This is a genomic window from Myroides sp. A21 (genome assembly GCF_000807225.1).
Lineage (GTDB): Bacteria > Bacteroidota > Bacteroidia > Flavobacteriales > Flavobacteriaceae > Flavobacterium > Flavobacterium odoratimimum.
In genome coordinates this window covers 1,396,593-1,419,724 of the sequence record NZ_CP010327.1, presented here as the reverse complement: position 1 = coordinate 1,419,724, position 23,132 = coordinate 1,396,593, and the positions used below count along the sequence as shown (strand labels likewise).

Sequence of the window (23,132 nt, the reverse complement as noted above, 5' to 3'; positions counted from 1 at the left end):
ATTATTTTAAAATTAACACTCGCGTTTTTAGCTCATCAAACTCTACATCTACACCCTCGCTCAACTCAGTCACGAATTCTAATGTGTGTGTTAGTGTTTCAGACTTGATATAGTCCTCATTCGCTAAAACAGCCTCTTTTATTTCTTTTTCTTCTAGTATTTTTACTACAATCTTATCAGTAACTTCAAATCCAGAGTCTTTTCTGATGTTCTGAATTCTATTTACTAACTCTCTTGAGATACCTTCTTTTCTCAATTCAGGACTGATAGTTATGTCTAATGCCACTGTTAGTCCAGCTTCGTTAGCAACTAGCCATCCCTCAATATCTTGAGAAGTAATCTCAACATCTGCTACTGTTAAAGTAACACTTTTTTCTGATAGATCTAATGTAATCTCACCATTTCTTTCAAGTAATGCGATTTCTTCCTGCCCAAAACCCTGTATCTTATTCGCAATCAGCCCCATATCCTTACCGAATCGTGGTCCTAATGTTTTAAAATTAGGTTTGATCTGTTTTACTAAGATACCTGAAGCATCATCTAGTAATTCGATTTCTTTCACATTAACCTCAGCTTTGATTAGATCAGCGATAGCTAATATCTCATTTCTTTGGTTATCATCTAATACAGGAATCATTACTCTCTGTAGTGGTTGACGTACCTTAATCATTTCTTTCTTACGAAGTGATAACACTAATGAAGAAATGATTTGAGCTTTTTGCATTCTGCTTTCTAATGCTTTATCAACGAATTCTTCCTTGAATTCAGGGAAGTTAGCCAAATGTACAGATTCGAAACTTTCTCCATGTGTTGCTAAAGTTAAGTCTCTGTAAAGTTTATCCATGAAGAATGGAGCAATAGGAGAACCTAATTTAGCTACAGTTAATAAACATGTATACAATGTTTGGTAAGCTGCTATTTTATCTTGTGCATATTCACCTTTCCAGAATCTTCTTCTACATAGACGAACATACCAGTTACTCAAGTTCTCTGTAACGAAATCTGTAATCGCACGAGCTGCTTTCGTTGGCTCATACTCTGCATAGAATTCGTCTACACGTTGTACTAAAGTATTTAACTCAGATAAGATCCATCTATCTATCTCAGGTCTTTCTGCTAATGGAATGTCTTGCTCTTCATACTTAAATCCATCGATATTAGCATATAACGCAAAGAAGTTATAAGTATTATATAATGTCCCAAAGAACTTTCTTCTTACTTCTGTAATACCATCAAGGTCAAACTTCAAGTTATCCCATGGATTCGCATTCGAAATCATATACCAACGCGTAGCATCAGGTCCGTGCTCAGCTAATGTATCAAATGGATCTACAGTATTACCTAAACTCTTAGACATCTTCAATCCGTTCTTATCTAACACTAATCCGTTAGATACTACATTCTTATATGCTTTAGTATCGAATACTAATGTAGCAATAGCGTGTAATGTATAGAACCATCCACGTGTCTGGTCAACTCCCTCAGCGATAAAGTCTGCAGGATATGATTTATTATTGTCTATTAAGTCTTTATTTTCAAATGGATAGTGCCATTGTGCATAAGGCATAGATCCAGAATCAAACCAAACGTCAATTAAGTCTGACTCACGACGCATAGGTTTACCAGAAGGAGATACTAATACGATATTATCCACTACATTTTTATGTAAATCAACTTTATCATAGTTCTCTTCACTCATATCTCCTACTACGAATCCTTCAAAAGGATTAGCTGTTTGGATACCAGCAGCCATAGATTTATTAATCTCGTTCATTAACTCTTCTACAGATCCTACTACAAGTTCTTCTGTCTTATCTTCAGATCTCCAGATCGGTAATGGAATACCCCAGAAACGAGAACGAGATAAGTTCCAGTCATTTGCATTCTTAATCCAGTTACCAAAACGTCCTTCTCCAGTCGCTTTAGGCTTCCAGTTCACTTCTTCGTTTAATTCGAACATACGCTCTTTTACCTCAGTGATCTTGATAAACCAAGAGTCTAATGGGTAATATAATACAGGTTTGTTCGTTCTCCAACAATGTGGGTAACTGTGAACATACTTCTCTACTTTGAACGCTTTGTTTTCTTCTTTTAAACGAATAGCAATTTCTACGTCAACAGAACGCTCAGGTGCTTGCCCTTCATCATAGTATTCATTCTTCACATATTTACCTCCTAAGTCACCTAGCTCTTTAACGAAACGACCTTGTAAGTCTACTAATGGAACTGGGTTCTCATCAGCGTCAAGGATAAGCATAGGCGGTACTTCTGGTGTAGCTTCTTTAGCTACCTTAGCATCATCTGCACCAAAAGTAGGAGCTGTATGTACGATACCTGTACCATCTTCTGTAGTAACAAAGTCTCCAGAGATTACTCTGAATGCGTTCTTAGGGTTTTGGTATGGTAATACATAAGGCAATAACTGCTCATACTTAGCTCCCACTAAGTCAGCACCTTTAAATTCCTTAACTACGAAGTAAGGAATCTTTTTATCACCTTCTTTATATGCGTTTAATTCTTCTTCTGTTTCTACAGCTGCGAACTTACCTGCGAACTGCTTACCAACTAATGGTTTACCTAATACTACATTAATCGCCTCACCCGTATATTGGTTAAACGACTTCACTAATACATAATCAATCTTAGGTCCTACAGTCAATGCTGTATTCGATGGTAATGTCCATGGAGTAGTCGTCCAAGCTAAGAAATGAATAGTACCGAATCCTTTTAAGAACTCAGGTAATGTCTCATCAATAGCTTTAAACTGTGCTACGATAGTTGTATCTGTGATATCTTTATATGCTCCAGGTTGGTTAATCTCATGTGATGATAGACCTGTACCTGCTTTAGGAGAATATGGTTGGATAGTATATCCTTTGTATAACAAGTCTTTATCATAGATTTGTTTTAACAACCACCATACTGATTCCATATATTTAGACTTGTATGTCACATAAGGATCGTTCATATCTACCCAATACCCCATCTTCTCAGTAAGGTCATTCCATAGATCTGTATAACGCATTACAGTACGCTTACACGCTTGGTTATATTCCTCTACTGTAATTTTAGTTCCGATATCTTCTTTAGTAATTCCAAGTTCTTTCTCTGTACCTAACTCTACAGGTAGTCCATGCGTATCCCATCCAGCTTTACGCTTTACTTGGAACCCCTTTTGAGTTTTATAACGACAAAAAATATCCTTAATAGCACGAGCCATCACGTGGTGAATTCCTGGTTTACCATTTGCTGAAGGTGGGCCTTCGAAAAACACGAAAGGTTTATTATCCTCTCTAGTACTAATACTTTTTTCGAATATTGATTGTTCTTTCCAAAACTCTAGCATCTCCGATGCTACCCCTGACATGTCAAGATTCTTATATTCTGTAAATTTAGTGCTCATCGTTATTATTATAATATTTTTTAATCAATTTTGCGAATTTAAACAAATTACTTCAATATCTCCCTAATTAATTGGTAGGAAAAACATTAAAATATTTAGTTAGAGAAGACTTCTTTTAAAACTTCTAAAGAATTAGGCTTTCTGAAGTCATTTAGGTGCTGTTCATAATAACTAATTATCATGGTTAACAGTCTCTTCCGATCCTTATTATTAAAGACTTTCTGGTCACTAGAGAAGCCTAATTCAATCAATTTTCTAAACAAAAAGGTCGGTTCTTCATCAAAACAACAGGGAGAAAAGTGATCAGTAAACACTCCTTCTTCCCAGTTAAAATAAAGCTTACTTTTTCCTTCCGATGCAGGGTAAAACCCAAAGTACTTCGTCAATTCTACCATCAAAATCAAGTGGAAATTAGCTACCTCATCATGGGTATCAAACCACAGTAAAGCCGCTTCTAGAAAAGTAAAGAAATCCTTATCTACAACAGGCTCTCTAAATACTGAGTGCAATACTTCTCCGATAAAGATAGCGATACAATTCTTGTTGTAATTATAATAGATATCTTGATATACATGAGCTGTTTTAACCTCCTTAAAATACTCTAGCCCTCCTTTATTCTTATAAACAAAGTCAATATCTAATATCGTCAAAGGTTGAAAATAAGCTATTTTCTGTGCAGACTTCCCTTTGGCAAAAGCATTGCGAACAAAGAAACTCACCATACCTGCCTCTTCTGTAAAGCACTTTACGATTAAGCTCTTCTCTTGATATTTTAAAGCACTAAGTACAATTGCTTTAGTCTTTATCTGCATCTATTCTCTTTTAATAATCTAAAATACGTCTTCTTCATCTAATTGTGTGCAAAAGTACTAAAATAAAACAGACCTAACATATAAAGGCACTGCTTCAACTGGCTCAAAATATCTCCCCTAAAGCATTATAATACAGTGCAAATACATCCTAAAAAAGAGACTAGCGAAATCTTACAATATGAGACTATAATCATAACAATTTTCATAGCTTTGCACATACCTATGAAAAAAAGCATGAAAAAAATCTTACTAATTCTATTCCTTTCAATAGCTGTTGCGAGCTGCATGAAAGAGAAGAGTTTCTCTTTTGAGGAAAAAGTGTACCAGAAGATATTATTAGACACTTGTGTTGATGAGGACTGTACTGAGATCAAGATTACAACAGCAGAGATAGTCGATCCTCAAAATGAAATAGCAGACAGAATCAACAAGGATAACCTCTCTATCATTAATGAGATTCTCTCTTTTGAAAATGAGAAGAAACAGGCTACTAACTATGACAGTATTGTAATCTCGTTTACGAATGCTTATACCAATATGGTTAAGAAATTTCCTAAAGCGACAATACCTTGGCAAGCGAAAGCGAATAATATCGTAACCTTCTACGGGGACAACTTAGTCAGCTTTGCCTTAGATTACTATATTTTCACAGGAGGAGCTAACGGATTTCAAGGAGAGAAAACGATGCACTATAACCCTGCTACAGGAGAACAATACAGTAAGGAACAGTTGTTTAAAAACTATGGGGACTTCAAAAAACTAGTGATCAACAAGTTAAAAGAATTAAATGATAACGGTAAAGAGAAGGCTACTAATATAAGCGAACTATCACTAGAAGAAGATTCTCTAGAGATGCCAGAGAACATCTTTATCTATGAAGATAGTGTAGTACTTAACTTTACTACTACAGATGTAAGCACAGTTGCAAGCAAGGTAATCACCATCTCATTCACACAAGAAGAAATAGTCCCTTACCTAAGCTTTGAACTAAAACCTAAGCCAAACACAAATAAATAATACCCGCTAAACAAAGAGTTGTGAGCATTTATAAAAAGATATTTAAACAAACGGCTATCTACGGATTAGCAGCAGTATTTCCTAAAGTAATTGGGTTCTTCCTAGTTCCTTTTCACACAGACTTGATGCAAAATAACGACTATGGTCAGTATAGTGTTATTTTCTCTATTATGATGTTTCTAAATGTGATACTTTCATTTGGGATGGAGACCGCCTTCTTTAGATTTTATAATAAACAAGAGGATAAGAAAGAGGTTATTAATAACAGTTTATTATTCCTTGGATGCACCACTTTACTATTCGCCATAATTAGCGTATTGACCTTAGACTTTTGGGCTTCTATCCTTAGTGTATCAAATGAACTATTATACTATGTACTCTTTATTTTAGTACTAGACGCCTTAGTTATAGTTCCTTTTGCTAAGCTTAGAGCAGATCAAAGACCTCTATACTACAGCGCCATCAGGATAGCGAATGTATGTATCTACACCGCTCTTAATATATTCTTCTTATACTACCTACCTAAGCTAAATAACGCTTATCCAGATAGTATATTCAACACTATTTACAAAGAGGGAAATCAAGTAGTCTATATATTTATTGCTAACCTAGTTGCTAGTTTATTCACTTTCTTAGTCTTCTATAAAGACTACTTTAGTATCAAGTTTAAGTTTAATAAAGAACTGAATAAACAGATGCTTACCTACAGTTTTCCTATCATGGTAGGAGGACTTGCATTTGCTGTTAATGAAGGTTTTGATAAAATCTTGTTAGAACGACTATTACCAGCTGATATCGCACTATCAGAAGTAGGAAAATATGCTGCATGTTATAAGTTAGGATTGTTTATGGTCTTGTTCAGACAAGCTTATACACTAGGTATCGAACCATTCTTCTTTAACTACGCTAAGAATGACGACGCACCTACTAAATACGCTACCATTACTAAATACTTCACTATTTTTGGTAGTATGATTATGTTAGGCGTTATCGTATTTGCAGATGTATTGAAAGTCCTGTTTATTAGAAACGAGTCTTATTGGGATGCGATGATAGTCGTACCACTTATCATCTTAGCCAACTTATGTATGGGAATCTATACCAACCTATCTGTATGGTATAAACTAAGAGATAAGACAGCCATAGGAGCTTACATCTCTATTATGGGAGCTGTATTCACACTGATCTTTAACTTTATCCTTATCCCTATTTGGGGATATATGGGATCAGCGATAGCTACTCTGATAGCCTATGCATCCATGATGCTAGTCTCTTATGTGATGGGACAAAAACACTATCCTATCCCTTATGACAAAAGAGCTATAGGAGGATACTTAGGAATATCTATACTCCTTAGCTTTATATACTTCTACTGCTTCAGAGAAAACTACTTCATAGGAATAGCCTTTATACTCGTATTCTTAGGTATTATATACAAATTTGAGAATGCAATGATCAAGAAAATCATCAAAAGATAAATATAGAATCCATTACTAATTAAGTAATGGATTTTTTTTAACATGCCTTTAAATATCTTATATTTAATACTTTAAAAAATACGCTATGACTAACGAAATCTTTTTGAGTATTACTAAAGACAACAGTTCTATTACACTCTTTGAAGAGAGACTATTTTTACCTTTCTTCTGGATTTGCCTACTAGACCATGAGATGATAAGTAGTAGAATACCTCACTGGGAACAAGCTTATAGATTCGTAGATTTCGATCTGGAATATGAGAGAGATGATGAGAGTATAGATAATACCGCATGTACAATCACTATCTCTAAAGAAAAATTTCATACCAATTCCGCAATAGCTAGAGAAAAGATAGAGAAGCAACTCAATCAAGCATTACCTCTATACGATGATTTTATAGCTTGTATAGAGAGTCATCTCTCTCAAGGAGGTGTGATTAATTTAGAGATACTATACTATATTCGCTGTTGTGACTCACCACAGGACTTCATTAAGGGTATAAACAGAGAGATAACATCCATAAAAAAACAGCAAGTTTATCCTATACGGTACTTCGACCCAATAGACTTAATAGGTACTGGAACAGGTATAGCCTCGATAGACAACAAGGAATTTAAAGAATTGGCCCCCTATAAGCACGCTGATGATAACAGATACAATGATAAACCTGACCATGATCCTAATTTGAGGCAAAAGAATATTCGTAAACTAATCTACTTCTTCATCTCCCTTATAATCATAGTTATTTTATTCATTATAAACCAATAATTCCTTCTTAGATAATGACAACACATCTCTCATATCTCTAAGAGATTATAGTATCATCTAAGTCTGTAATACACCATGAGTACAAGACCTCATAATAAGATAACCACACAAATGAGAATACTAGCACTATGCCAAATAGCGCTAGTGGGCTTATTTATCTATCACATTAGTCTTAGGAATACGTACAGCAGCCTTATATTCGTAGATGCACTTATATTTATCTTACTAGGTGCTTATATAAAACATCTCCTTATCGTAAAAAAACCTAATCAAAAGAAAAAGAGGAAAAAAAAGAAAAGATCAAGATAACTGTATATCAATGCTCTCTCTTAGCTACTCTCAATCCCGATACAACATGAATTCTTCTGCTGATCAGTACTTAATTCTAAGCAACAGCTCTCCAACACCACTTACTTAAGCACTTCACATCAAGCGCTACAAACCGTATTGCTATAATCAAATGCTACCCCTTCCGGCTATTTCCTAAAATAGCATAGAACCTCTGCCCTTTCTTTCCCCATTCTTTCTTCTTGGATAATACATGATCAATACTAGAAGCATTCTTCGACTACTATTTCTCTAGTCCACTATTTACGACCTATTCTCCACTAACTGTCGAGCGATTTAAGACGAAGGTAGATATCCTCTAGGATAGAGATAGGTACACCAAGAAGAGAAAAAACACAAGAAAAGCATAAACAACTAAATAACAACAACTTAAAACAATAGCCTATTAAAAAAAATATATCCTTTTTTTTAGAATAGCCCTTCATTAGTACCCAAAATCAATGTTTTTCTAAAAAAAGAGAGACAATAACTCTAAAATATACCTGATTAGTACCCCCTAAAACAGCATTTTTTTAAAAAAGTGAAGTGTGTTTTTTAAAAAATGCAAGAAGACTATTATAAGTACTTCATCAAAATAGGCTTAGACACTTATACATAGAAGCAAAAAAAAGCCACTTCTATACAGAAATGGCTCTTCATATTGTTGTTTAGACGACTATTTCTTAGCGTCTTTTTTGATTTTATCTTCGATACGTTTTACACGCTTCTCACTATCAGGGTGAGTAGAGAATATTTTAGCTTTAGTAGATTTATCAGCTCCATATTCTTTCTCCATATCAGCAAACTTTTGGAATCCATCTGCTAACGCTTGTGGGTTCTTACCATTCGCTACTAAGAATTTATAAGAGTAATCATCTGAATCAGTCTCTTGTCCTTGAGAGAACTGAGCTCCAATAAGTTTCTCTGTTAGAGCCCCTAGGTCTCCTTTCATTAAGTCACCTACTGTACCTTGAGTTGTACCAGCAAATTGTACAGCTGCTTCTGCTAACAATACTTTTCTATACCCGTTTAAAGAGTGCTTTAATTTTACGTGTCCGATCTCGTGACCGATGATACCTAATAGCTCATCATCACTCATAATATCCATCAATGAAGAGAATACACGCACACTTCCATCAGGACAAGCAAAAGCATTTACGTCTGTAACGTAATATACTTTATAGTTTAGATCTAGACCATCATAGTTCTTATATGGCCCGAAGATACGCTCTAAACGCTCTGCATATGCTTTCTTCTTAGGATCTTTATCCTTCACTGTACACACAGGGTTATTCTCATCCATCCACTTAACAGCAGCGGCGGCAGACTGAGCTACTTCTTCATCACTTACTGTAAATGCCTTAGCTGCTTTTAGACCAGCTTCGATCTTCTTTGGGTTTAATTTACCAAACTGTGCATTAGCTGTTCCTATTGCAAAACACACTAAACATGCAGATAATAAAACTTTTTTCATAATGTTAATATTTTTTTACAAGAACAAATGTACTCTTTTATTTTAAATTCGCTAATTGAATCTTAAATACTCATAATCAACCTATAACAATGCTATTAGATTCTCAAAAAGACCTAAAAACATTCGTATTTTTCCCTTGAACCATTCAAAATAAAACGCTCTATTACCAACTACTTAGATGTATTACCCTACTAAAAAAGAGCTCCTAAGAGCTCCCTAAATAATATGAAATACAACAACTTATTATATCACAACTGTTTTTTTAGTTTGTACTGTATAATTAGTATTAAACACAGTGTCTACAAATCTCCACTCTGCCTTCGCTCCAGATGTGGTGTAATCAATATATAAATATCCTCTATCCGTAAGATTTACATAGTCAAGTTCATCTATTAATAATGGCATTACTTGTTCTAATTGTCTAGCCTGACTCGGATCATTCGATATTCCTAAATACGTCTCCATACCAGGTGAACTAACAGAACTAGTTGCTAACTCATATCCTACTACCTCTCCTGTCTGTGTCTTCATCTGACTATACCATGCATTATGTGTATCTCCTGCTAGAGTCATTACCTTTTTTCCCTTGCATAAGCTATACAGCATCTCTCGCTCCACCGCATACCCATCCCATGCATCTAGATTATATGGAAGTACAGTAGTCACTCTAGCTTTCTCCTGTGCTGTAAGTGTAGGATCTCCTTGAAGTAAGCGAGTTTTAATCACTACTAATTCTCCTACAGCCTTTTGTAAAGCAAGCATTGAGTTAGCAGAAGCACTTCCTCCTGCCTCTATCTCTGCCATGATCTGATTAACAATCATTAAAAACTCAGCAGGAACAAGCATCTTCGCCATTAAGATCTGTTGTCCTAACACCTGCCATGTAGCCCCACTAGAGTTCATCTGACCAGCTAACCACCCCAACTGTTCTTTCCCTAATAATTGACGATTAGGGTTCATATAATCTTGCATAAACTTAGCTTGATCAAAGCCGCTAGCCGTCATATAATTGCCATAACTCAACTGTTTATCTCTAGCAATAACACGAGTATCTAACATATGTAATGAAAGAATATTACCGAAGTCAAAACTTCTATAGATACGAGCGTCTTTACCAGTCTTTAGTGGTATAAACTCACTATATGCCTGTAATGCTGCTCTTTTTCTTGTTTCAAAACTACCTTCTGTTTCTGGCTGATGATTCTCTGCACCATCCTTATACGTATCATTAGCTATCTCATGATCATCCCACACACAGATGAAGGGCTTCTTCTGATGTGCCAACTGAAGGTTAGCATCACTTCTATACTGTCTATATCGCTCTCTATAATCCTCTAAAGTAACGATCTCTTTATTCGGTTTATGAGCTCTGTTAAAGGCTAATGTACTCGCATTAGTACCATATTGTCCAGGAGCGTATTCATAGATATAATCACCTAAGTGGATAATGACATCTGCATCTGACTTAGCCATCTCACCATAGACATGAAATAGACCTGCAGGATAATTAGAACACGACGCTATGGCTAGCTTCACATTACTCACTTGATCTGATGTAGCAGGTAGTGTGATGGTCTCCCCGATCACAGAAGTATCTTTGGCAGCAGTATTATAGAATCTATAATAAAACTTACTATTAGAAGGTAAGTCTTGTATTTCTATAGCGATTGTATTGTCTGAAAGAGAGGCAACAGTCGCTTTGCCTTGACGAACAATATCTTTAAAATGAAGGTCTTTTGCTATTTCCCATACTATTTCAGTATTAGCATTGGCATAACGAGTCCAAATGATAATACTAGTAGCAGTTGGGTCAAAACTAGCTACACCATAGTCAAAGTTTTTGATCTGAAACTGTCCATCTACACCATCTGTGTTAGGATTGCTTGAATCGTCATTAGAACAACTAATAATTATAGGAGCTAAAAATAAACTTCCTGATGCTAATAAAGAAGTGCGCAAGAACTTCCTTCTATTGAATTGTGAATTATCCATACTTTAAAAACTTTATCACAAAACAACTCTTCTCGCATTATCAGAGAATTAAAACCAGGTTAACAATCCGTAACCATTAGGTGCGATATGTTAATTTATAGTGCTTAGACTGTTTGGTGTTTTTCCTTGCGCTTATGAAAAGTCTCTTTATACTGCCCCTCATTATCTTTAGCGATAATACTGATGCTTCCGTTGATTTCTAATGTTGCTAATTTCACTTGTTTGAAGTACTCTACACCATGTTCATGCATAGCCTCAGTCAACTCTTCTGAGGTAATGCTTAGCTGTGTAGCTTTAGCGAAATCAACCACACCGTGCTGGATAATGACTTCAGGTTTTTGTTGGAGTAATCGATTGACAAGTTTGTTGTGAGCGATCAGTCGTTTCATTCCGTAATTTAAAGAGAACAAAACAAAAGCAGCTAATATTCCTCCTTCTAAGCTCGTATTAGGGCCAACCATAGCATTCTGTACTGAATTGCTAATTAAGAGCATTAAAACAACGTCAAATGTGTTTAACTGAGACAACTGTTTCTTGCCAAACACACGCATCGCTATAATCATAAATAAATATACAGCCACACTTCTCCATACGATATCTAAATACTCCATAAATACTTGCTTTTACTTCAAATTTAAACAAAAGCTAAATACAAAAAACACAACTTCTAGACTATCTCATCCTTCTATATCATAAAATAGTAGGACAACCTCAAAGACAATCTCATTAGTTCTATTCAACAATAACACTTATCTTAGATGTTATCAAAAGCAACTAAACTAATGTTTGATTATTTATTCAACGAAGGAGAAACTCCTAAATATCCTATGTTATTGGCATTACTAGTAATGACTATATTTGGTGTAGGTATGTACTTCCAAAGCAACGAAAATGTGTATACTCTCAATGATAAAGAATTAGAAGAAAACCTAAAGAGAGAGTTTAATGCTTCTGTAATCTATAAAGGCATTGAAAAAAATAATAAAAATACGGAGTACTATCAGCTAGATAACAATATGAAGTTCTATACATATCACCCTATCTTTAACTTAATAGATGTAGGGGATAACCTGATCACTAAGAAAGATTCTTCTACATTAGAAATCAGAAAACAAGATACTATTATCTATATAGACTATAAAACGGATATTTGGGCAAGATTACCTAGAGGATCTAACTTTTATAAATAACAGCTTACCTGCACTACTATACCCTACTATGAAAAACAATTGGTTTAAAGATGGACTTGACTTCGAAAACATAAGTATAAACCCATTTATACCTATGCTAGCTGTATTATGTCTTATCGTCTTAGTCGCTTATAAATGCGGAGGAGAAAATGCCTACACAGAGAATGATAGACAACTAAAAGAAAATACACTTAAAGAGTTTAAGGCTGTTGTCATCAGTCAAGAAGCTAATAAAGGATCTAGAGCAGGATCTTATTACATACTAGACAATGATATGCGATTCTATGAGAGAGAATACCTCTATAAGGTAATAGAGATAGGAGATACACTAATCACTAAACAAAATTCTACAAGACTAGAGATTATCAAAAAAGACACTGTTCTGACGATAGATTATTTAGAAGATATATGGACAGCTAAAGACCGTTCACTGAGATATAGGCATTAGAATAGCCTTATAAAAAAAGCAGGAGTGATATATTCTATCACTCCTGCTTTTTTATTCACTTGCTATAATCTTATAAGTTTAAATTTTGATTCTTATCATATCTCACTTGGTATCCAAAGCGAAGTGATTTACTATCATTTCCTTTCAGTCTAAGGTCCCACTTCACAAGCCCTTTCTCTTCATTAAGCTTTCCTGATGAAGTCTCTGTTAATTCTACTTCTATATCTTTATTAGAACTAATAGGATACTGGTCTTCTACTTGTATATCTATCTGCTCAGCTTTGTTGTTGCGGATTGTAATATCGTATACGAAGTTTTGAGACTTTTTAGAAGATAACATCTTAGTACCTGATTTATCTTTTAATAAAATACGAGTAACTGCTACTTTAGGATCTTTACCCATATTTAGTTTCATCTCCTCTTCAGTGTTTGCAGGGTTCAACATTGTCTTACCAACATATACTCCATCAAAGATTACGTTTGCCTCTCCTGCTAATAAGTTATAATTACCATAGTCCTTAATCGTTGCTACTAAATAAGCATTTAGGTCAAGCTTAGGAGCTACATAATATTTATACTCCGCAGGAATAGCAAAGTCGTTAAGTGTAACACTATGTGACTTATTATTAGACATCACCGTGTACGGAATATTTATATCAAATGATACGTTTAACTGTGATTCGTTTACTTGAGTAAAGTTACTCATTGTACTCTCTTCATATACAACAGCGTCATTTAGCATAGAAGACGATTCAGCTTCATAACTCATCTTAGCAGACATATCTGCCATTACATTTAATTTCTTATTTGCATTTCTATTATATCCTGCAGTCGTTAGATAGGTATTATAATCAAGGAACCACGTGCTCCAAGTAGGAATAACATTACTCTGATTCGCTACACCACTTGTCAAGCTAAGATTCACACCTCTCCAGTCAATACCAGAACTCTGTTTCACATCCGCTTTATAAACTACTTTTACAGGAGAGTTAATCTTCTCTACTCTTAGGTCATAAAAAGGCTTCCATGACGCAGCATTCGTTAAATACTTAATCTGAAAAGGCACTTCACCTTCTCTGTCATTCATTACTTGTATAATCAGCTTACCCTTGCTAGATTTCTCACTTTTGCCTTCATTAAAAGCAAGCTTATCTTGTAAATTGGTTAGTCGAGTATTAAGGTCATCCTTCTTCTCGTTTAACTTATCTAACTCTGTACTCAGCTGTAGTCTCTTTGTTTTATAATAGTCTACCATCTTCATCACTTCTGCAGTAGTTGTTCCTTGTTCTCCACCTACTTTCTGATTAGAGTCTAATAAAGCAATTGTTCTACTTTCTACATCAATAGCATTATTCACCTTCTTTAATTCAGTTTGAACTAATTTAATACTATCTCTTACAGGCTTCAACAATGGAGAATCTACTGGACTATCATATTCTTCTACATATCGATTACTATACTGTATAGCCATGACTGTCACCTCAGATATAGATCCGATCTGTATAGTAGGTTCGTTTAGATAATCAGCTACATTGGTAATCACTACCTCTGAAGTTCCCTTAGGCAACTTCAATTTGGCCTTATGCGTTAATTCAGCACTGTTAAAGTACACTCGGGCGCTCTCTAGCTTAGCAGGTGTAAACACAGGCTTCTGTGCCCATGTCATAACCGTAGTCAAAGCTAATGTAACAATCGTTAGATTCTTTTTCATAGTATTCAATTTTAAGTTATCCGAAGAGGTATTCTACTACATCTTCAATCTTAGTCACTAGAACAACCTTAATTCCTCTACCAGTATGACTAATCTTATTATATTTTGAAACAAAAATAGTAGAGAAACCAAGCTTCTCTGCTTCTTGTATACGTTGGTCTACTCTATTTACAGGTCTAATCTCACCAGATAGCCCTACCTCTCCAGCGAATGTAAAGTCTTTGCCAATAGACATATCTTGATCTGAAGATAGAATAGCAGCAACCACCCCTAAGTCAATGGCAGGATCATCTACTGTAATACCTCCTGTGATATTTAAGAATACGTCTTTTTGTCCTAATCTAAATCCAGCTCTTTTTTCTAATACAGCTAAGATCATATTCAGTCGTTTCAGGTTATATCCTGTTGCACTACGTTGTGGAGTACCATATACAGCTGTACTCACAAGGGCTTGTACCTCTACCATCAGTGGGCGCATCCCTTCTAAAGTAGCAGCGATGGCTGTTCCTGATAATTCTTCTTCTTTATGTGATATTAATATTTCAGAAGGATTAGACACCTCTCTAAGACCACTTCCTTGCATCTCATAAATACCAAGCTCTGCTGTAGAACCAAAACGGTTCTTATTCGCTCTTAGTATTCGATATACGTGATTTCTATCACCTTCAAACTGTAATACAGTATCCACCATGTGTTCTAACATTTTAGGTCCTGCTATACTTCCATCCTTTGTTATATGTCCAATAATCAATACTGGAGTTCCAGTTTCTTTAGCGAATTTAGTTAGCTCAGCTGTACACTCTTTAATCTGAGAAACAGTCCCTGCAGAAGATTCAATATATTCTGTATGCAAAGTTTGAATAGAGTCAATGATTAATACATCAGGCTGTATCTCCTCTATTTGACGAAAGATGTTCTGTGTATTGGTCTCTGTAAGGATATAACAGTTATCATTAGCAGGGTTAATACGCTCTGCCCTCATCTTTATCTGTTTCTGACTTTCCTCTCCTGATACATAGAGAGTCTTAAAAGGCAAACGCAGAGATATCTGTAATAATAATGTACTTTTTCCTATCCCAGGCTCACCACCTAAAAGCACCATAGAGCCAGGTACCAGTCCACCTCCTAAAACACGATTAAGCTCACCATCCATAGTATTCATACGTATCTCCTCTGTACTGTCTATCTCTCGTACCTTTAGAGGCTTCGCTACCTTCTTCATGGTATTAGGAGAACTACTTACTGCTTTCCACGCTGTCTTTTCTTCTTTTTGGATTACCTCTTCTACAAGTGTATTCCACTCTTTACAAGCATTACATTGTCCCTGCCATTTAGCGTATTGTGTACCACAACTCTGACAGAAAAAAGCCGTCTTTACCTTTGCCATTACTTTCTATTTAAAATCTTCTTACGAAGATACGATGTTATCATTAGACAATAATAACTTGATAAAAACTAATTACTCCACAAGAAATAAATTATATTCTATAATAACATTTATATTTACTACAATAAAACACACTATTAACACATGAGAAAACTAATTTACACAGCTTTAATAGCTACACTAACCTTAAGCTTTAATGCTGTGCATGCACAAGAACAAAAACTAGAGAAACGCTTTGAAGCAGGAATACACCTACTTGGAGTTGGAGTTAACTATGAATACCCAATAGTAGATCAGTTAACTGTACTAGGGAAAGTACAATACAACGTAGGCTTTTTCGGTAACTCTGATTATGTAGATTACATCGCTTCTTTGTCCTTAGGAGTAGAATCTAGATATTACTATAACTTTAATAAAAGAGTTCGAAAAGGTAAAAACACAAAGAATAATTCAGCTAACTTTCTTTCTTTAGGCTTTGATTATATGCCAGATGCACTTACAAGTACGGATTCAAAAGACAACATTAAGGTAGAAAAATCATCTCATCTATCTCCTATGTGGAATATAAGACGAAATATAGGTCAATCTAATTTTTCTTACGAAGCTGGTATCGGTATTGATTTCTATAGAATACATTATGATCATAGACCAACTGAAAAAGAAACAGGTTTAGCACTAAGATTAAGTATCGGCTATACCTTCTAATATATAGAACAAAAAAAGACCTACTCATTGAGTAGGTCTTTTTTTATTTCTAATCAGCTAATTAGTTAGCTAATATAATAATCTTATTATCGCTTAATTCGATAGTTCCAAGACTGATAGGTAAATGATAAGTATCATTACTTACTTTCTCGAATTTAGAACTAAACTCTGGTGCAATAGAAATGTTTTGCCCTGTGAACTTTACACTTCCTTTTGTTAGGATAGAAACAATAGGAGCGTGATTATTTAACATCTGAAACTCTCCATTTGCTCCTGGAACTGAAACTGAAGTAACTTCTCCAGAAAATAAAGTAGCCTCAGGTGATACAATTTCTAATCTCATGTCGATCTCTTTAAATATTAATTAGATTATATTTCTGCAAGCATTTTCTCTCCAGCTGCAATCGCTTCTTCGATTGAACCTTTTAAGTTGAAAGCTGCCTCTGGTAAGTGGTCTAACTCACCATCGATAATCATATTAAATCCTTTGATAGTATCTTTAATATCAACTAATACACCTGGGATACCAGTAAACTGCTCAGCTACGTGGAATGGTTGAGATAAGAAACGTTGAACACGACGAGCTCTGTATACAGCTTGTTTATCTTCTTCAGATAACTCTTCCATACCTAAGATCGCGATGATATCTTGTAATTGTTTATATTTCTGTAAAATCTCTTTTACTCTTTGAGCACAAGCATAGTGGTCTTTTCCTAAGATCTCTGGAGTCAAAATACGAGAAGAAGACTCTAGTGGATCAACTGCTGGATAAATACCTAACTCTGCAATCTTACGAGATAATACAGTAGTAGCATCTAAGTGAGCAAACGTTGTTGCTGGTGCAGGGTCAGTTAAGTCATCCGCAGGAACGTAAACCGCCTGTACAGAAGTAATAGATCCTTTTTTAGTCGAAGTAATACGCTCCTGCATAGCTCCCATCTCAGTAGCTAATGTTGGTTGGTATCCTACTGCAGAAGGCATACGACCTAATAATGCAGATACCTCAGAACCAGCTTGAGTAAAACGGAAGATATTATCTACGAAGAATAATACGTCTTTTCCTTGGTCATCACCAGCTCCATCACGGAAGAACTCAGCAATAGTTAATCCTGATAATGCAACACGTGCACGTGCTCCTGGTGGCTCATTCATCTGACCGAATACGAATGTAGCTTTAGATTCTTTCATACCTGGCTTATCTACTTTAGATAAATCCCATCCTCCATTTTCCATAGAGTGCATGAAGTCATCTCCATATTTAATAATACCTGACTCTAACATCTCACGTAATAAGTCATTACCCTCACGAGTACGCTCTCCAACTCCAGCGAATACTGAAAGTCCACCGTGTCCTTTAGCGATATTATTAATTAATTCCTGAATCAATACTGTTTTTCCTACTCCAGCACCTCCGAATAAACCAATTTTACCCCCTTTTGCGTAAGGCTCAATTAAGTCAATTACTTTGATACCTGTGAATAATACTTCAGTTGAAGTAGATAAATCCTCAAATTTTGGAGCAGAACGGTGAATTGGTAAACCATTAGAACCTTCTTTTGGTAAGTTTCCAAGACCATCAATAGCGTCTCCTACAACATTAAACAATCTACCAAATACATCTTTACCAATTGGTACTTGGATTGGAGATCCTGTAGATGCTACTTCATATCCTCTACTTAAACCGTCTGTAGAGTCCATTGAAATTGTTCTTACTGTATCTTCTCCAATATGAGATTGTACCTCTAGGATTAATTTAGTACCATCTGGTTTTGTGATTTCTAATGAATCATAAATCTTTGGAAGCTCGGCATTTGCAGTGTTGAATACTACGTCAACTACTGGCCCGATAACTTGCGCAACTTTTCCTGTAACTTTAGACATTGCTTATGTATTTATTTAACAGCTATTTACGTTTATCGAAAAATTCTACTTTTTCAGAGTGCAAAGATAGTTTTTTTCTCTGAATATTAAAACTTTGAAATTTTATTTTAAATAAAAAAAAAGCGAGCCTTAAAAAGACTCACTTTTCTACTATCATTCAACCGTCACTGACTTAGCCAAGTTTCTCGGTTGGTCAACATTACACTCTCTTAAAACAGCGATGTGATAAGATAACAGTTGTAATGGAATTGTCGTTAATATTGGAGTTAAAGCCTCAGAAATACCAGGTACTTCGATAACGTGATCAGCTAGTTCTCTTACTTGCTTATCTCCTTTTGTTACCACAGCAATGATTTTTCCATTTCTTGCTTTAATCTCTTGGATATTACTCACTACTTTATCATAGTGATCTTGATTAGGTGCAATTACAATAACTGGCATATGCTCGTCAATTAAAGCGATTGGACCGTGTTTCATCTCAGCAGCAGGATATCCTTCTGCATGTATATAAGAGATTTCTTTCAGTTTTAACGCCCCTTCTAATGCCACAGGATAGTTATATCCTCTACCTAAGTATAAGCAGTTAGTTGAGTCTTTATAAACCTGAGAGATTTTTAATATTTCTTCATTTTGAGTTAACGCTTCCTCTACGCGCTCAGGCACTAGCTCTAATTCATGTAAATATTTTAAATATTCAGAATTAGGTAAAGTTCCTTTTGCTTTTGCTAAACGAAGAGCAATTAAAGTCAATACTGTAATCTGAGTTGTAAATGCTTTTGTAGAAGCAACACCAATCTCAGGTCCAGCATGTGTATAAGCTCCAGCATGTGTCTCTCTAGAAATAGAAGATCCTACCACATTACAAACTCCGAATACGAATGCTCCTTTTTCTTTCGCTAATTTAATAGCGGCAAGAGTATCTGCTGTCTCTCCAGATTGAGAAATAGCAATCAGAACATCACTAGAGTCAATAATTGGGTTTCTATATCTAAATTCAGAAGCATACTCTACTTCTACTGGTATTCTTGCAAACTCTTCGATTACATACTCAGCTACTAAAGCAGCATGCCAAGATGTACCACAAGCAGCGATAATAATTCTCTTCGCATTTAAGAATTTATCGATATTATCTTCGATACCTGCCATTCTGATCAAACCTTGATCAGCTAATAAACGACCTCTAAAAGTATCTTTAATTACCTCTGGTTGCTCGTATATCTCTTTTAGCATAAAATGGTCGTAACCATTCTTCTCGATCTGCTCTAAGTTTAATTGTAACTCTTGAACGTAGTGTGTAACTAATGAGTCATCTTTAATCTTGCGAATGCGCAATGGTTTGTGCAGTCTAATAATAGCCATTTCTTCATCTTCTAAATAAATAGCATTATTAGTATACTCGATAAAAGGTGATGCATCAGATGTAATGAAGTACTCATTCTCACCGATTCCGATAGCTAATGGACTACCAAGTCTAGCAGCTATTATTTCGTCTGGTTTTTTGATATCCATTACAGCGATAGCATACGCTCCCACTACTTGATTTAAAGCGATCTGAACAGCTTTTCCTAACTTAACACCTTGAGTTTTTTGTACATCCTCGATTAAGTTAATTAATACCTCAGTATCTGTTTCAGACTTAAATGTATAACCTCTTTTAATTAATTCTTGCTTAAGAGAATCATAGTTCTCTATAATACCGTTGTGAATTAAAACTAATTCACCCGAATTAGAAAAGTGAGGGTGTGAGTTCACATCATTTGGAACACCATGTGTAGCCCATCTAGTATGCCCTATACCTACTGTTCCTTTTTTTATTGCATCTGTACTTTTTTCTTCTAAATCAACAACTTTACCTTTTGTTTTACAAAGATTGATTGTCTCTCCATCGAATATAGCAAGACCAGCAGAGTCATATCCTCTGTACTCTAATCTTGTTAAACCTTTAATAATAACAGGGAACGCATCGCGATGACCTATATATCCAACAATTCCACACATACTTGTTTACTTTTTAGCTTTAGTATAAAAAATCTCTAACTTCATCTTCTTATTGTCCAGCGTAGTATTCGCTCCATGAAGTACAACTCCGATTGGGCAGCTAACAGCATAAGCTGGAACAACATTCACGTTAGTAGGTTCGTTGTTTATTTCGTTTTTCAATTTCTGATTAACATACCCTCCTACTGCAAAGTTATTCGCAACAGTCAAGGCTAATTTAGGGCTCACGTCATTCTTACTTTTCAGAAGACCTCTTATGTGGTCAGTGATTTTAAACTTATAATAATACCCTTCTTTTTTATTCTCTTTATCTTCTTTTACGAAGATACCGTTATATCCTTGTTTGATATACTGAGATGTACTCACCGCATCATTAGCAAAGTCTGACAACGCAATACTGTTGTCATAATCGTATAAGAACAGACGCTCAGGGATAGGTTGCCCTTGCATACGCTCCTTGTCCACATAGATCGTTAAGTAAGCTTCGTTCAGCAATACGTCCTCTTTCTTAAGTGCTTTTAACTCTTCAAGGTTATTAGACTTTAGAAGATCGATAACTGCTAAGCTACCTTGTCCACCTTTTATGTAAAGGCTTTCATCACCTTGCACTTTATTCGCATTAGCCACCTCTGATTGGTAAGTTCCGTCTAGAAGTGTATTAAACATATTCACACTAAATTTCTTAGTTCCTACCGTATTACCACTTAAGCTAAGAGTGATTTCTTTTCTTTCGCGTGTAATCACTTCCTTACCATCTTCTCCTTTTGTCTTTTTATCAACATGGAATATAACTACGATTTTACCCTTAGCAATATCTAATAATCCAGTAGTTCCTTTACTTCCGTTTCCTTCTGTTTTTAGGTATAATCCCTTAAACAAATCACTGAATCCGTTAGCCTCTGACAACTTCGCTTTATTATCATTAATAAATTTCTCGAAGTAGTTCTTATTCAAATCTAACCACATTCCAGGGATAAGGCGTTCTTTAATCTGATTATCTCCTGTATTTGGATCTTTAATAGGATTACCGTCCTTATCTGTTTTATAGATAACGATTTCTCTATTTGTAAAAGTAAAATTAGAATTCTGAGACGACTGTCCCGAAGTATTTAACTGTGTATTAATCTTATTTTTATCGATTAAAGCACCTGTTTGGTCAGTATAGTATTTAGATGCAGAACCATCTGTTAAGTCTACATCCATCAAGTGATAGTTATTCTGATAAACTTTTAAATCTATAGAACCTTCACCATATACATTTTTAAGTTTATAGTAATTAACTTTATTATCTACTTTGTCAAATTGAGAAAAGTAAGGCACATACACATATACAGAGTCTACCTTTACATTATCTCCAATATCTCCAACAACTGATGTTGAATTAGCTAGTTGTACAACTAAATCGTTACTAGTAGCACCAAATAATCCATTGTCTAGATACCCAAAAGGGACTTCTCCTAATCTACTTCCATCTACTGCTCCATAAGCTTGATTATAAGCTTTTATATCCTTTACGTTATACGATTCGATATCGAAGTTTCCTCCTCCTATTATATCGCTTCCCGTTTCTGTAAAATCACTCTCACAAGCTTGTAAGGCCATAAAGCCTAATACAAGAGATATTCCTTTTAATATATTCTTTTGGTTCATCTAGTCAATCCAATCTATTTGGGTTATTACTATTCTATTCTGATATAGTTATTAAAAAAACTTCTGATAAAATTCAGTATAAGCTTTAGCAAACTCATCTTTAGCTACGAAAGGTAAAAAAGGTTTTTCAGAAGACTCTATAAATTTTGTTAAATTTGAACTTACCTCTTCTGAAGCAACGATAACACCATCTGAATTTTTGATAGCATTCATCATGATACTTTCATAAGTAGGGTTCTCGAAGTCATTCACTACGTCTTCTGGGAAGCCATCGAATGCTATTTTTTCTTTCATAGTAGCATCTAAGACACCGCTAAATCCTTCGCTAAAAATAGAAGTAACTACTTTCGTATCAGAGAAAATAGCTTCATCTTTATAATAATGTTTTAAATAAGCTGGCAGCAATGAAGCCATCCAACCCTGTACATGTATCACATCAGGAACCCAGTTAAGTTTCTTAACCGTTTCGATTACACCTTTTGTAAAGAAAATAGCTCTTTCATCATTATCAGGATACAATGTTCCATCCTCATCTGAGAAAGTAGATTTTCTTTTAAAATACTCGTCATTATCTATAAAGTAAACTTGAATACGCTCTTTCGGGATAGAAGCTACCTTAATGATTAGTGGCATATCCATATCATTTACGACTAGATTCATACCTGACAATCTAATAACTTCGTGTAATTGATGTCTTCTCTCATTTATGCTACCATATCTAGGCATAAAAATTCTTATCTGTCCTCCTTGATCATTAATCATTTTAGGAGCATCATAAGACATTAATGAAACTTCATTTTCTGCTAAATAAGGTACCACTTCAGATGATACATATAATATCCTCTTTTCTTTCATCTTCAATTATAATTTCTGTGTTTGAAACAAATAAA

The 23,132-nt window shown here is 35.0% G+C and carries 18 protein-coding genes; 6 read left to right on the top strand and 12 right to left on the bottom strand.

What is annotated here, in order from left to right; all coding sequences use genetic code 11:
- Window position 1: 1 nt before the first annotated feature.
- The gene (gene ileS / locus MYRA21_RS06515; RefSeq protein ID WP_006257766.1) at window positions 2–3,403 is read right to left on the bottom strand and encodes an isoleucine--tRNA ligase; all 3,402 of its coding nucleotides are present in this window, start codon (window positions 3,401–3,403) and stop codon (window positions 2–4) included.
- Between the two features lie 95 nt (window positions 3,404–3,498).
- Complete coding sequence (gene recO, locus MYRA21_RS06510; RefSeq protein WP_006257767.1) at window positions 3,499–4,215, bottom strand: DNA repair protein RecO; 717 nt, start codon at window positions 4,213–4,215, stop codon at window positions 3,499–3,501.
- Window positions 4,216–4,449: 234 nt separating this feature from the next.
- Here recO and MYRA21_RS06505 point away from each other — a divergent pair, with 234 nt between their 5' ends.
- From MYRA21_RS06505 to MYRA21_RS06495, 3 genes are all read left to right on the top strand, one after another.
- Window positions 4,450–5,232, top strand: a complete 783-nt coding sequence (locus MYRA21_RS06505) for a PdaC/SigV domain-containing protein (protein ID WP_006257768.1) — start codon at window positions 4,450–4,452, stop codon at window positions 5,230–5,232.
- 20 nt (window positions 5,233–5,252) lie between these two features.
- Window positions 5,253–6,710 carry an oligosaccharide flippase family protein gene (locus MYRA21_RS06500; protein ID WP_006257769.1) on the top strand — a complete coding sequence of 486 codons (1,458 nt, stop codon included), beginning with the start codon at window positions 5,253–5,255 and terminating at the stop codon, window positions 6,708–6,710.
- An 85-nt stretch (window positions 6,711–6,795) separates the two neighbouring features.
- Entirely contained in the window at window positions 6,796–7,479 is a 684-nt protein-coding gene (locus tag MYRA21_RS06495; RefSeq protein WP_006257770.1) for a hypothetical protein, read from the top strand.
- 1,003 nt (window positions 7,480–8,482) lie between these two features.
- Here the strand turns inward: MYRA21_RS06495 and MYRA21_RS06490 are convergent.
- The 3 genes from MYRA21_RS06490 to MYRA21_RS06480 form a co-directional block, all read right to left on the bottom strand.
- Complete coding sequence (locus MYRA21_RS06490) at window positions 8,483–9,280, bottom strand: M48 family metallopeptidase (protein WP_006257772.1); 798 nt, start codon at window positions 9,278–9,280, stop codon at window positions 8,483–8,485.
- Between the two features lie 243 nt (window positions 9,281–9,523).
- The gene (locus MYRA21_RS06485) at window positions 9,524–11,272 is read right to left on the bottom strand and encodes an alkaline phosphatase (RefSeq protein ID WP_006257773.1); all 1,749 of its coding nucleotides are present in this window, start codon (window positions 11,270–11,272) and stop codon (window positions 9,524–9,526) included.
- A gap of 104 nt (window positions 11,273–11,376) precedes the next feature.
- Window positions 11,377–11,883 (bottom strand): DUF421 domain-containing protein, encoded by a 507-nt coding sequence (locus tag MYRA21_RS06480; RefSeq protein ID WP_006257774.1) that lies wholly within the window; start codon window positions 11,881–11,883, stop codon window positions 11,377–11,379.
- Window positions 11,884–12,030: 147 nt separating this feature from the next.
- On the opposite strand from MYRA21_RS06480, the gene MYRA21_RS06475 reads away from it, so the two are divergent.
- A complete protein-coding gene (locus MYRA21_RS06475) occupies window positions 12,031–12,462 on the top strand; it encodes a hypothetical protein (protein WP_006257775.1) in 432 nt (143 codons plus the stop codon).
- A 28-nt stretch (window positions 12,463–12,490) separates the two neighbouring features.
- Window positions 12,491–12,910, top strand: coding sequence for a hypothetical protein (locus MYRA21_RS06470; RefSeq protein ID WP_006257776.1), 420 nt, complete (start codon window positions 12,491–12,493; stop codon window positions 12,908–12,910).
- A gap of 70 nt (window positions 12,911–12,980) precedes the next feature.
- Here the strand turns inward: MYRA21_RS06470 and MYRA21_RS06465 are convergent, their stop codons facing one another.
- Together MYRA21_RS06465 and radA are read right to left on the bottom strand one after the other, a co-directional pair.
- The gene (locus MYRA21_RS06465) at window positions 12,981–14,621 is read right to left on the bottom strand and encodes a DUF4139 domain-containing protein (RefSeq protein WP_006257777.1); all 1,641 of its coding nucleotides are present in this window, start codon (window positions 14,619–14,621) and stop codon (window positions 12,981–12,983) included.
- A gap of 16 nt (window positions 14,622–14,637) precedes the next feature.
- Window positions 14,638–16,008, bottom strand: a complete 1,371-nt coding sequence (radA, locus tag MYRA21_RS06460) for a DNA repair protein RadA (RefSeq protein ID WP_006257778.1) — start codon at window positions 16,006–16,008, stop codon at window positions 14,638–14,640.
- 144 nt (window positions 16,009–16,152) lie between these two features.
- Between radA and MYRA21_RS06455 the strand changes: the two genes are divergently transcribed.
- A complete protein-coding gene (locus MYRA21_RS06455) occupies window positions 16,153–16,713 on the top strand; it encodes a hypothetical protein (RefSeq protein WP_006257779.1) in 561 nt (186 codons plus the stop codon).
- 61 nt (window positions 16,714–16,774) lie between these two features.
- Here MYRA21_RS06455 and MYRA21_RS06450 read toward each other — a convergent pair whose 3' ends face one another.
- The 5 genes from MYRA21_RS06450 to MYRA21_RS06430 form a co-directional block, all read right to left on the bottom strand.
- Entirely contained in the window at window positions 16,775–17,056 is a 282-nt protein-coding gene (locus MYRA21_RS06450; protein WP_006257780.1) for a F0F1 ATP synthase subunit epsilon, read from the bottom strand.
- Window positions 17,057–17,082: 26 nt separating this feature from the next.
- A complete protein-coding gene (atpD, locus tag MYRA21_RS06445; RefSeq protein ID WP_006257781.1) occupies window positions 17,083–18,594 on the bottom strand; it encodes a F0F1 ATP synthase subunit beta in 1,512 nt (503 codons plus the stop codon).
- 153 nt (window positions 18,595–18,747) lie between these two features.
- On the bottom strand, window positions 18,748–20,592 hold the full coding sequence (gene glmS, locus MYRA21_RS06440) for a glutamine--fructose-6-phosphate transaminase (isomerizing) (RefSeq protein ID WP_006260490.1): 1,845 nt from the start codon (window positions 20,590–20,592) through the stop codon (window positions 18,748–18,750).
- A 6-nt stretch (window positions 20,593–20,598) separates the two neighbouring features.
- Window positions 20,599–22,242 (bottom strand): DUF4270 domain-containing protein, encoded by a 1,644-nt coding sequence (locus tag MYRA21_RS06435; protein ID WP_006257784.1) that lies wholly within the window; start codon window positions 22,240–22,242, stop codon window positions 20,599–20,601.
- Window positions 22,243–22,293: 51 nt separating this feature from the next.
- On the bottom strand, window positions 22,294–23,097 hold the full coding sequence (locus MYRA21_RS06430; RefSeq protein WP_006257786.1) for a glycogen/starch synthase: 804 nt from the start codon (window positions 23,095–23,097) through the stop codon (window positions 22,294–22,296).
- Window positions 23,098–23,132 lie beyond the last annotated feature (35 nt).

Excerpts from the sequence above, each read along its gene's own strand:
- ileS (WP_006257766.1), bottom strand. The coding sequence starts at position 3,403 with ATGAGCACTAAATTTACAGAATATAAGAATCTTGACATGTCAGGGGTA.
- recO (WP_006257767.1), bottom strand. The coding sequence starts at position 4,215 with ATGCAGATAAAGACTAAAGCAATTGTACTTAGTGCTTTAAAATATCAA.
- MYRA21_RS06505 (WP_006257768.1), top strand. The coding sequence starts at position 4,450 with ATGAAAAAAATCTTACTAATTCTATTCCTTTCAATAGCTGTTGCGAGC.
- MYRA21_RS06495 (WP_006257770.1), top strand. The coding sequence starts at position 6,796 with ATGACTAACGAAATCTTTTTGAGTATTACTAAAGACAACAGTTCTATT.
- MYRA21_RS06490 (WP_006257772.1), bottom strand. The coding sequence starts at position 9,280 with ATGAAAAAAGTTTTATTATCTGCATGTTTAGTGTGTTTTGCAATAGGA.
- MYRA21_RS06485 (WP_006257773.1), bottom strand. The coding sequence starts at position 11,272 with ATGGATAATTCACAATTCAATAGAAGGAAGTTCTTGCGCACTTCTTTA.
- MYRA21_RS06480 (WP_006257774.1), bottom strand. The coding sequence starts at position 11,883 with ATGGAGTATTTAGATATCGTATGGAGAAGTGTGGCTGTATATTTATTT.
- MYRA21_RS06475 (WP_006257775.1), top strand. The coding sequence starts at position 12,031 with ATGTTATCAAAAGCAACTAAACTAATGTTTGATTATTTATTCAACGAA.
- MYRA21_RS06470 (WP_006257776.1), top strand. The coding sequence starts at position 12,491 with ATGAAAAACAATTGGTTTAAAGATGGACTTGACTTCGAAAACATAAGT.
- MYRA21_RS06465 (WP_006257777.1), bottom strand. The coding sequence starts at position 14,621 with ATGAAAAAGAATCTAACGATTGTTACATTAGCTTTGACTACGGTTATG.
- radA (WP_006257778.1), bottom strand. The coding sequence starts at position 16,008 with ATGGCAAAGGTAAAGACGGCTTTTTTCTGTCAGAGTTGTGGTACACAA.
- MYRA21_RS06455 (WP_006257779.1), top strand. The coding sequence starts at position 16,153 with ATGAGAAAACTAATTTACACAGCTTTAATAGCTACACTAACCTTAAGC.
- MYRA21_RS06450 (WP_006257780.1), bottom strand. The coding sequence starts at position 17,056 with ATGAGATTAGAAATTGTATCACCTGAGGCTACTTTATTTTCTGGAGAA.
- atpD (WP_006257781.1), bottom strand. The coding sequence starts at position 18,594 with ATGTCTAAAGTTACAGGAAAAGTTGCGCAAGTTATCGGGCCAGTAGTT.
- glmS (WP_006260490.1), bottom strand. The coding sequence starts at position 20,592 with ATGTGTGGAATTGTTGGATATATAGGTCATCGCGATGCGTTCCCTGTT.
- MYRA21_RS06435 (WP_006257784.1), bottom strand. The coding sequence starts at position 22,242 with ATGAACCAAAAGAATATATTAAAAGGAATATCTCTTGTATTAGGCTTT.
- MYRA21_RS06430 (WP_006257786.1), bottom strand. The coding sequence starts at position 23,097 with ATGAAAGAAAAGAGGATATTATATGTATCATCTGAAGTGGTACCTTAT.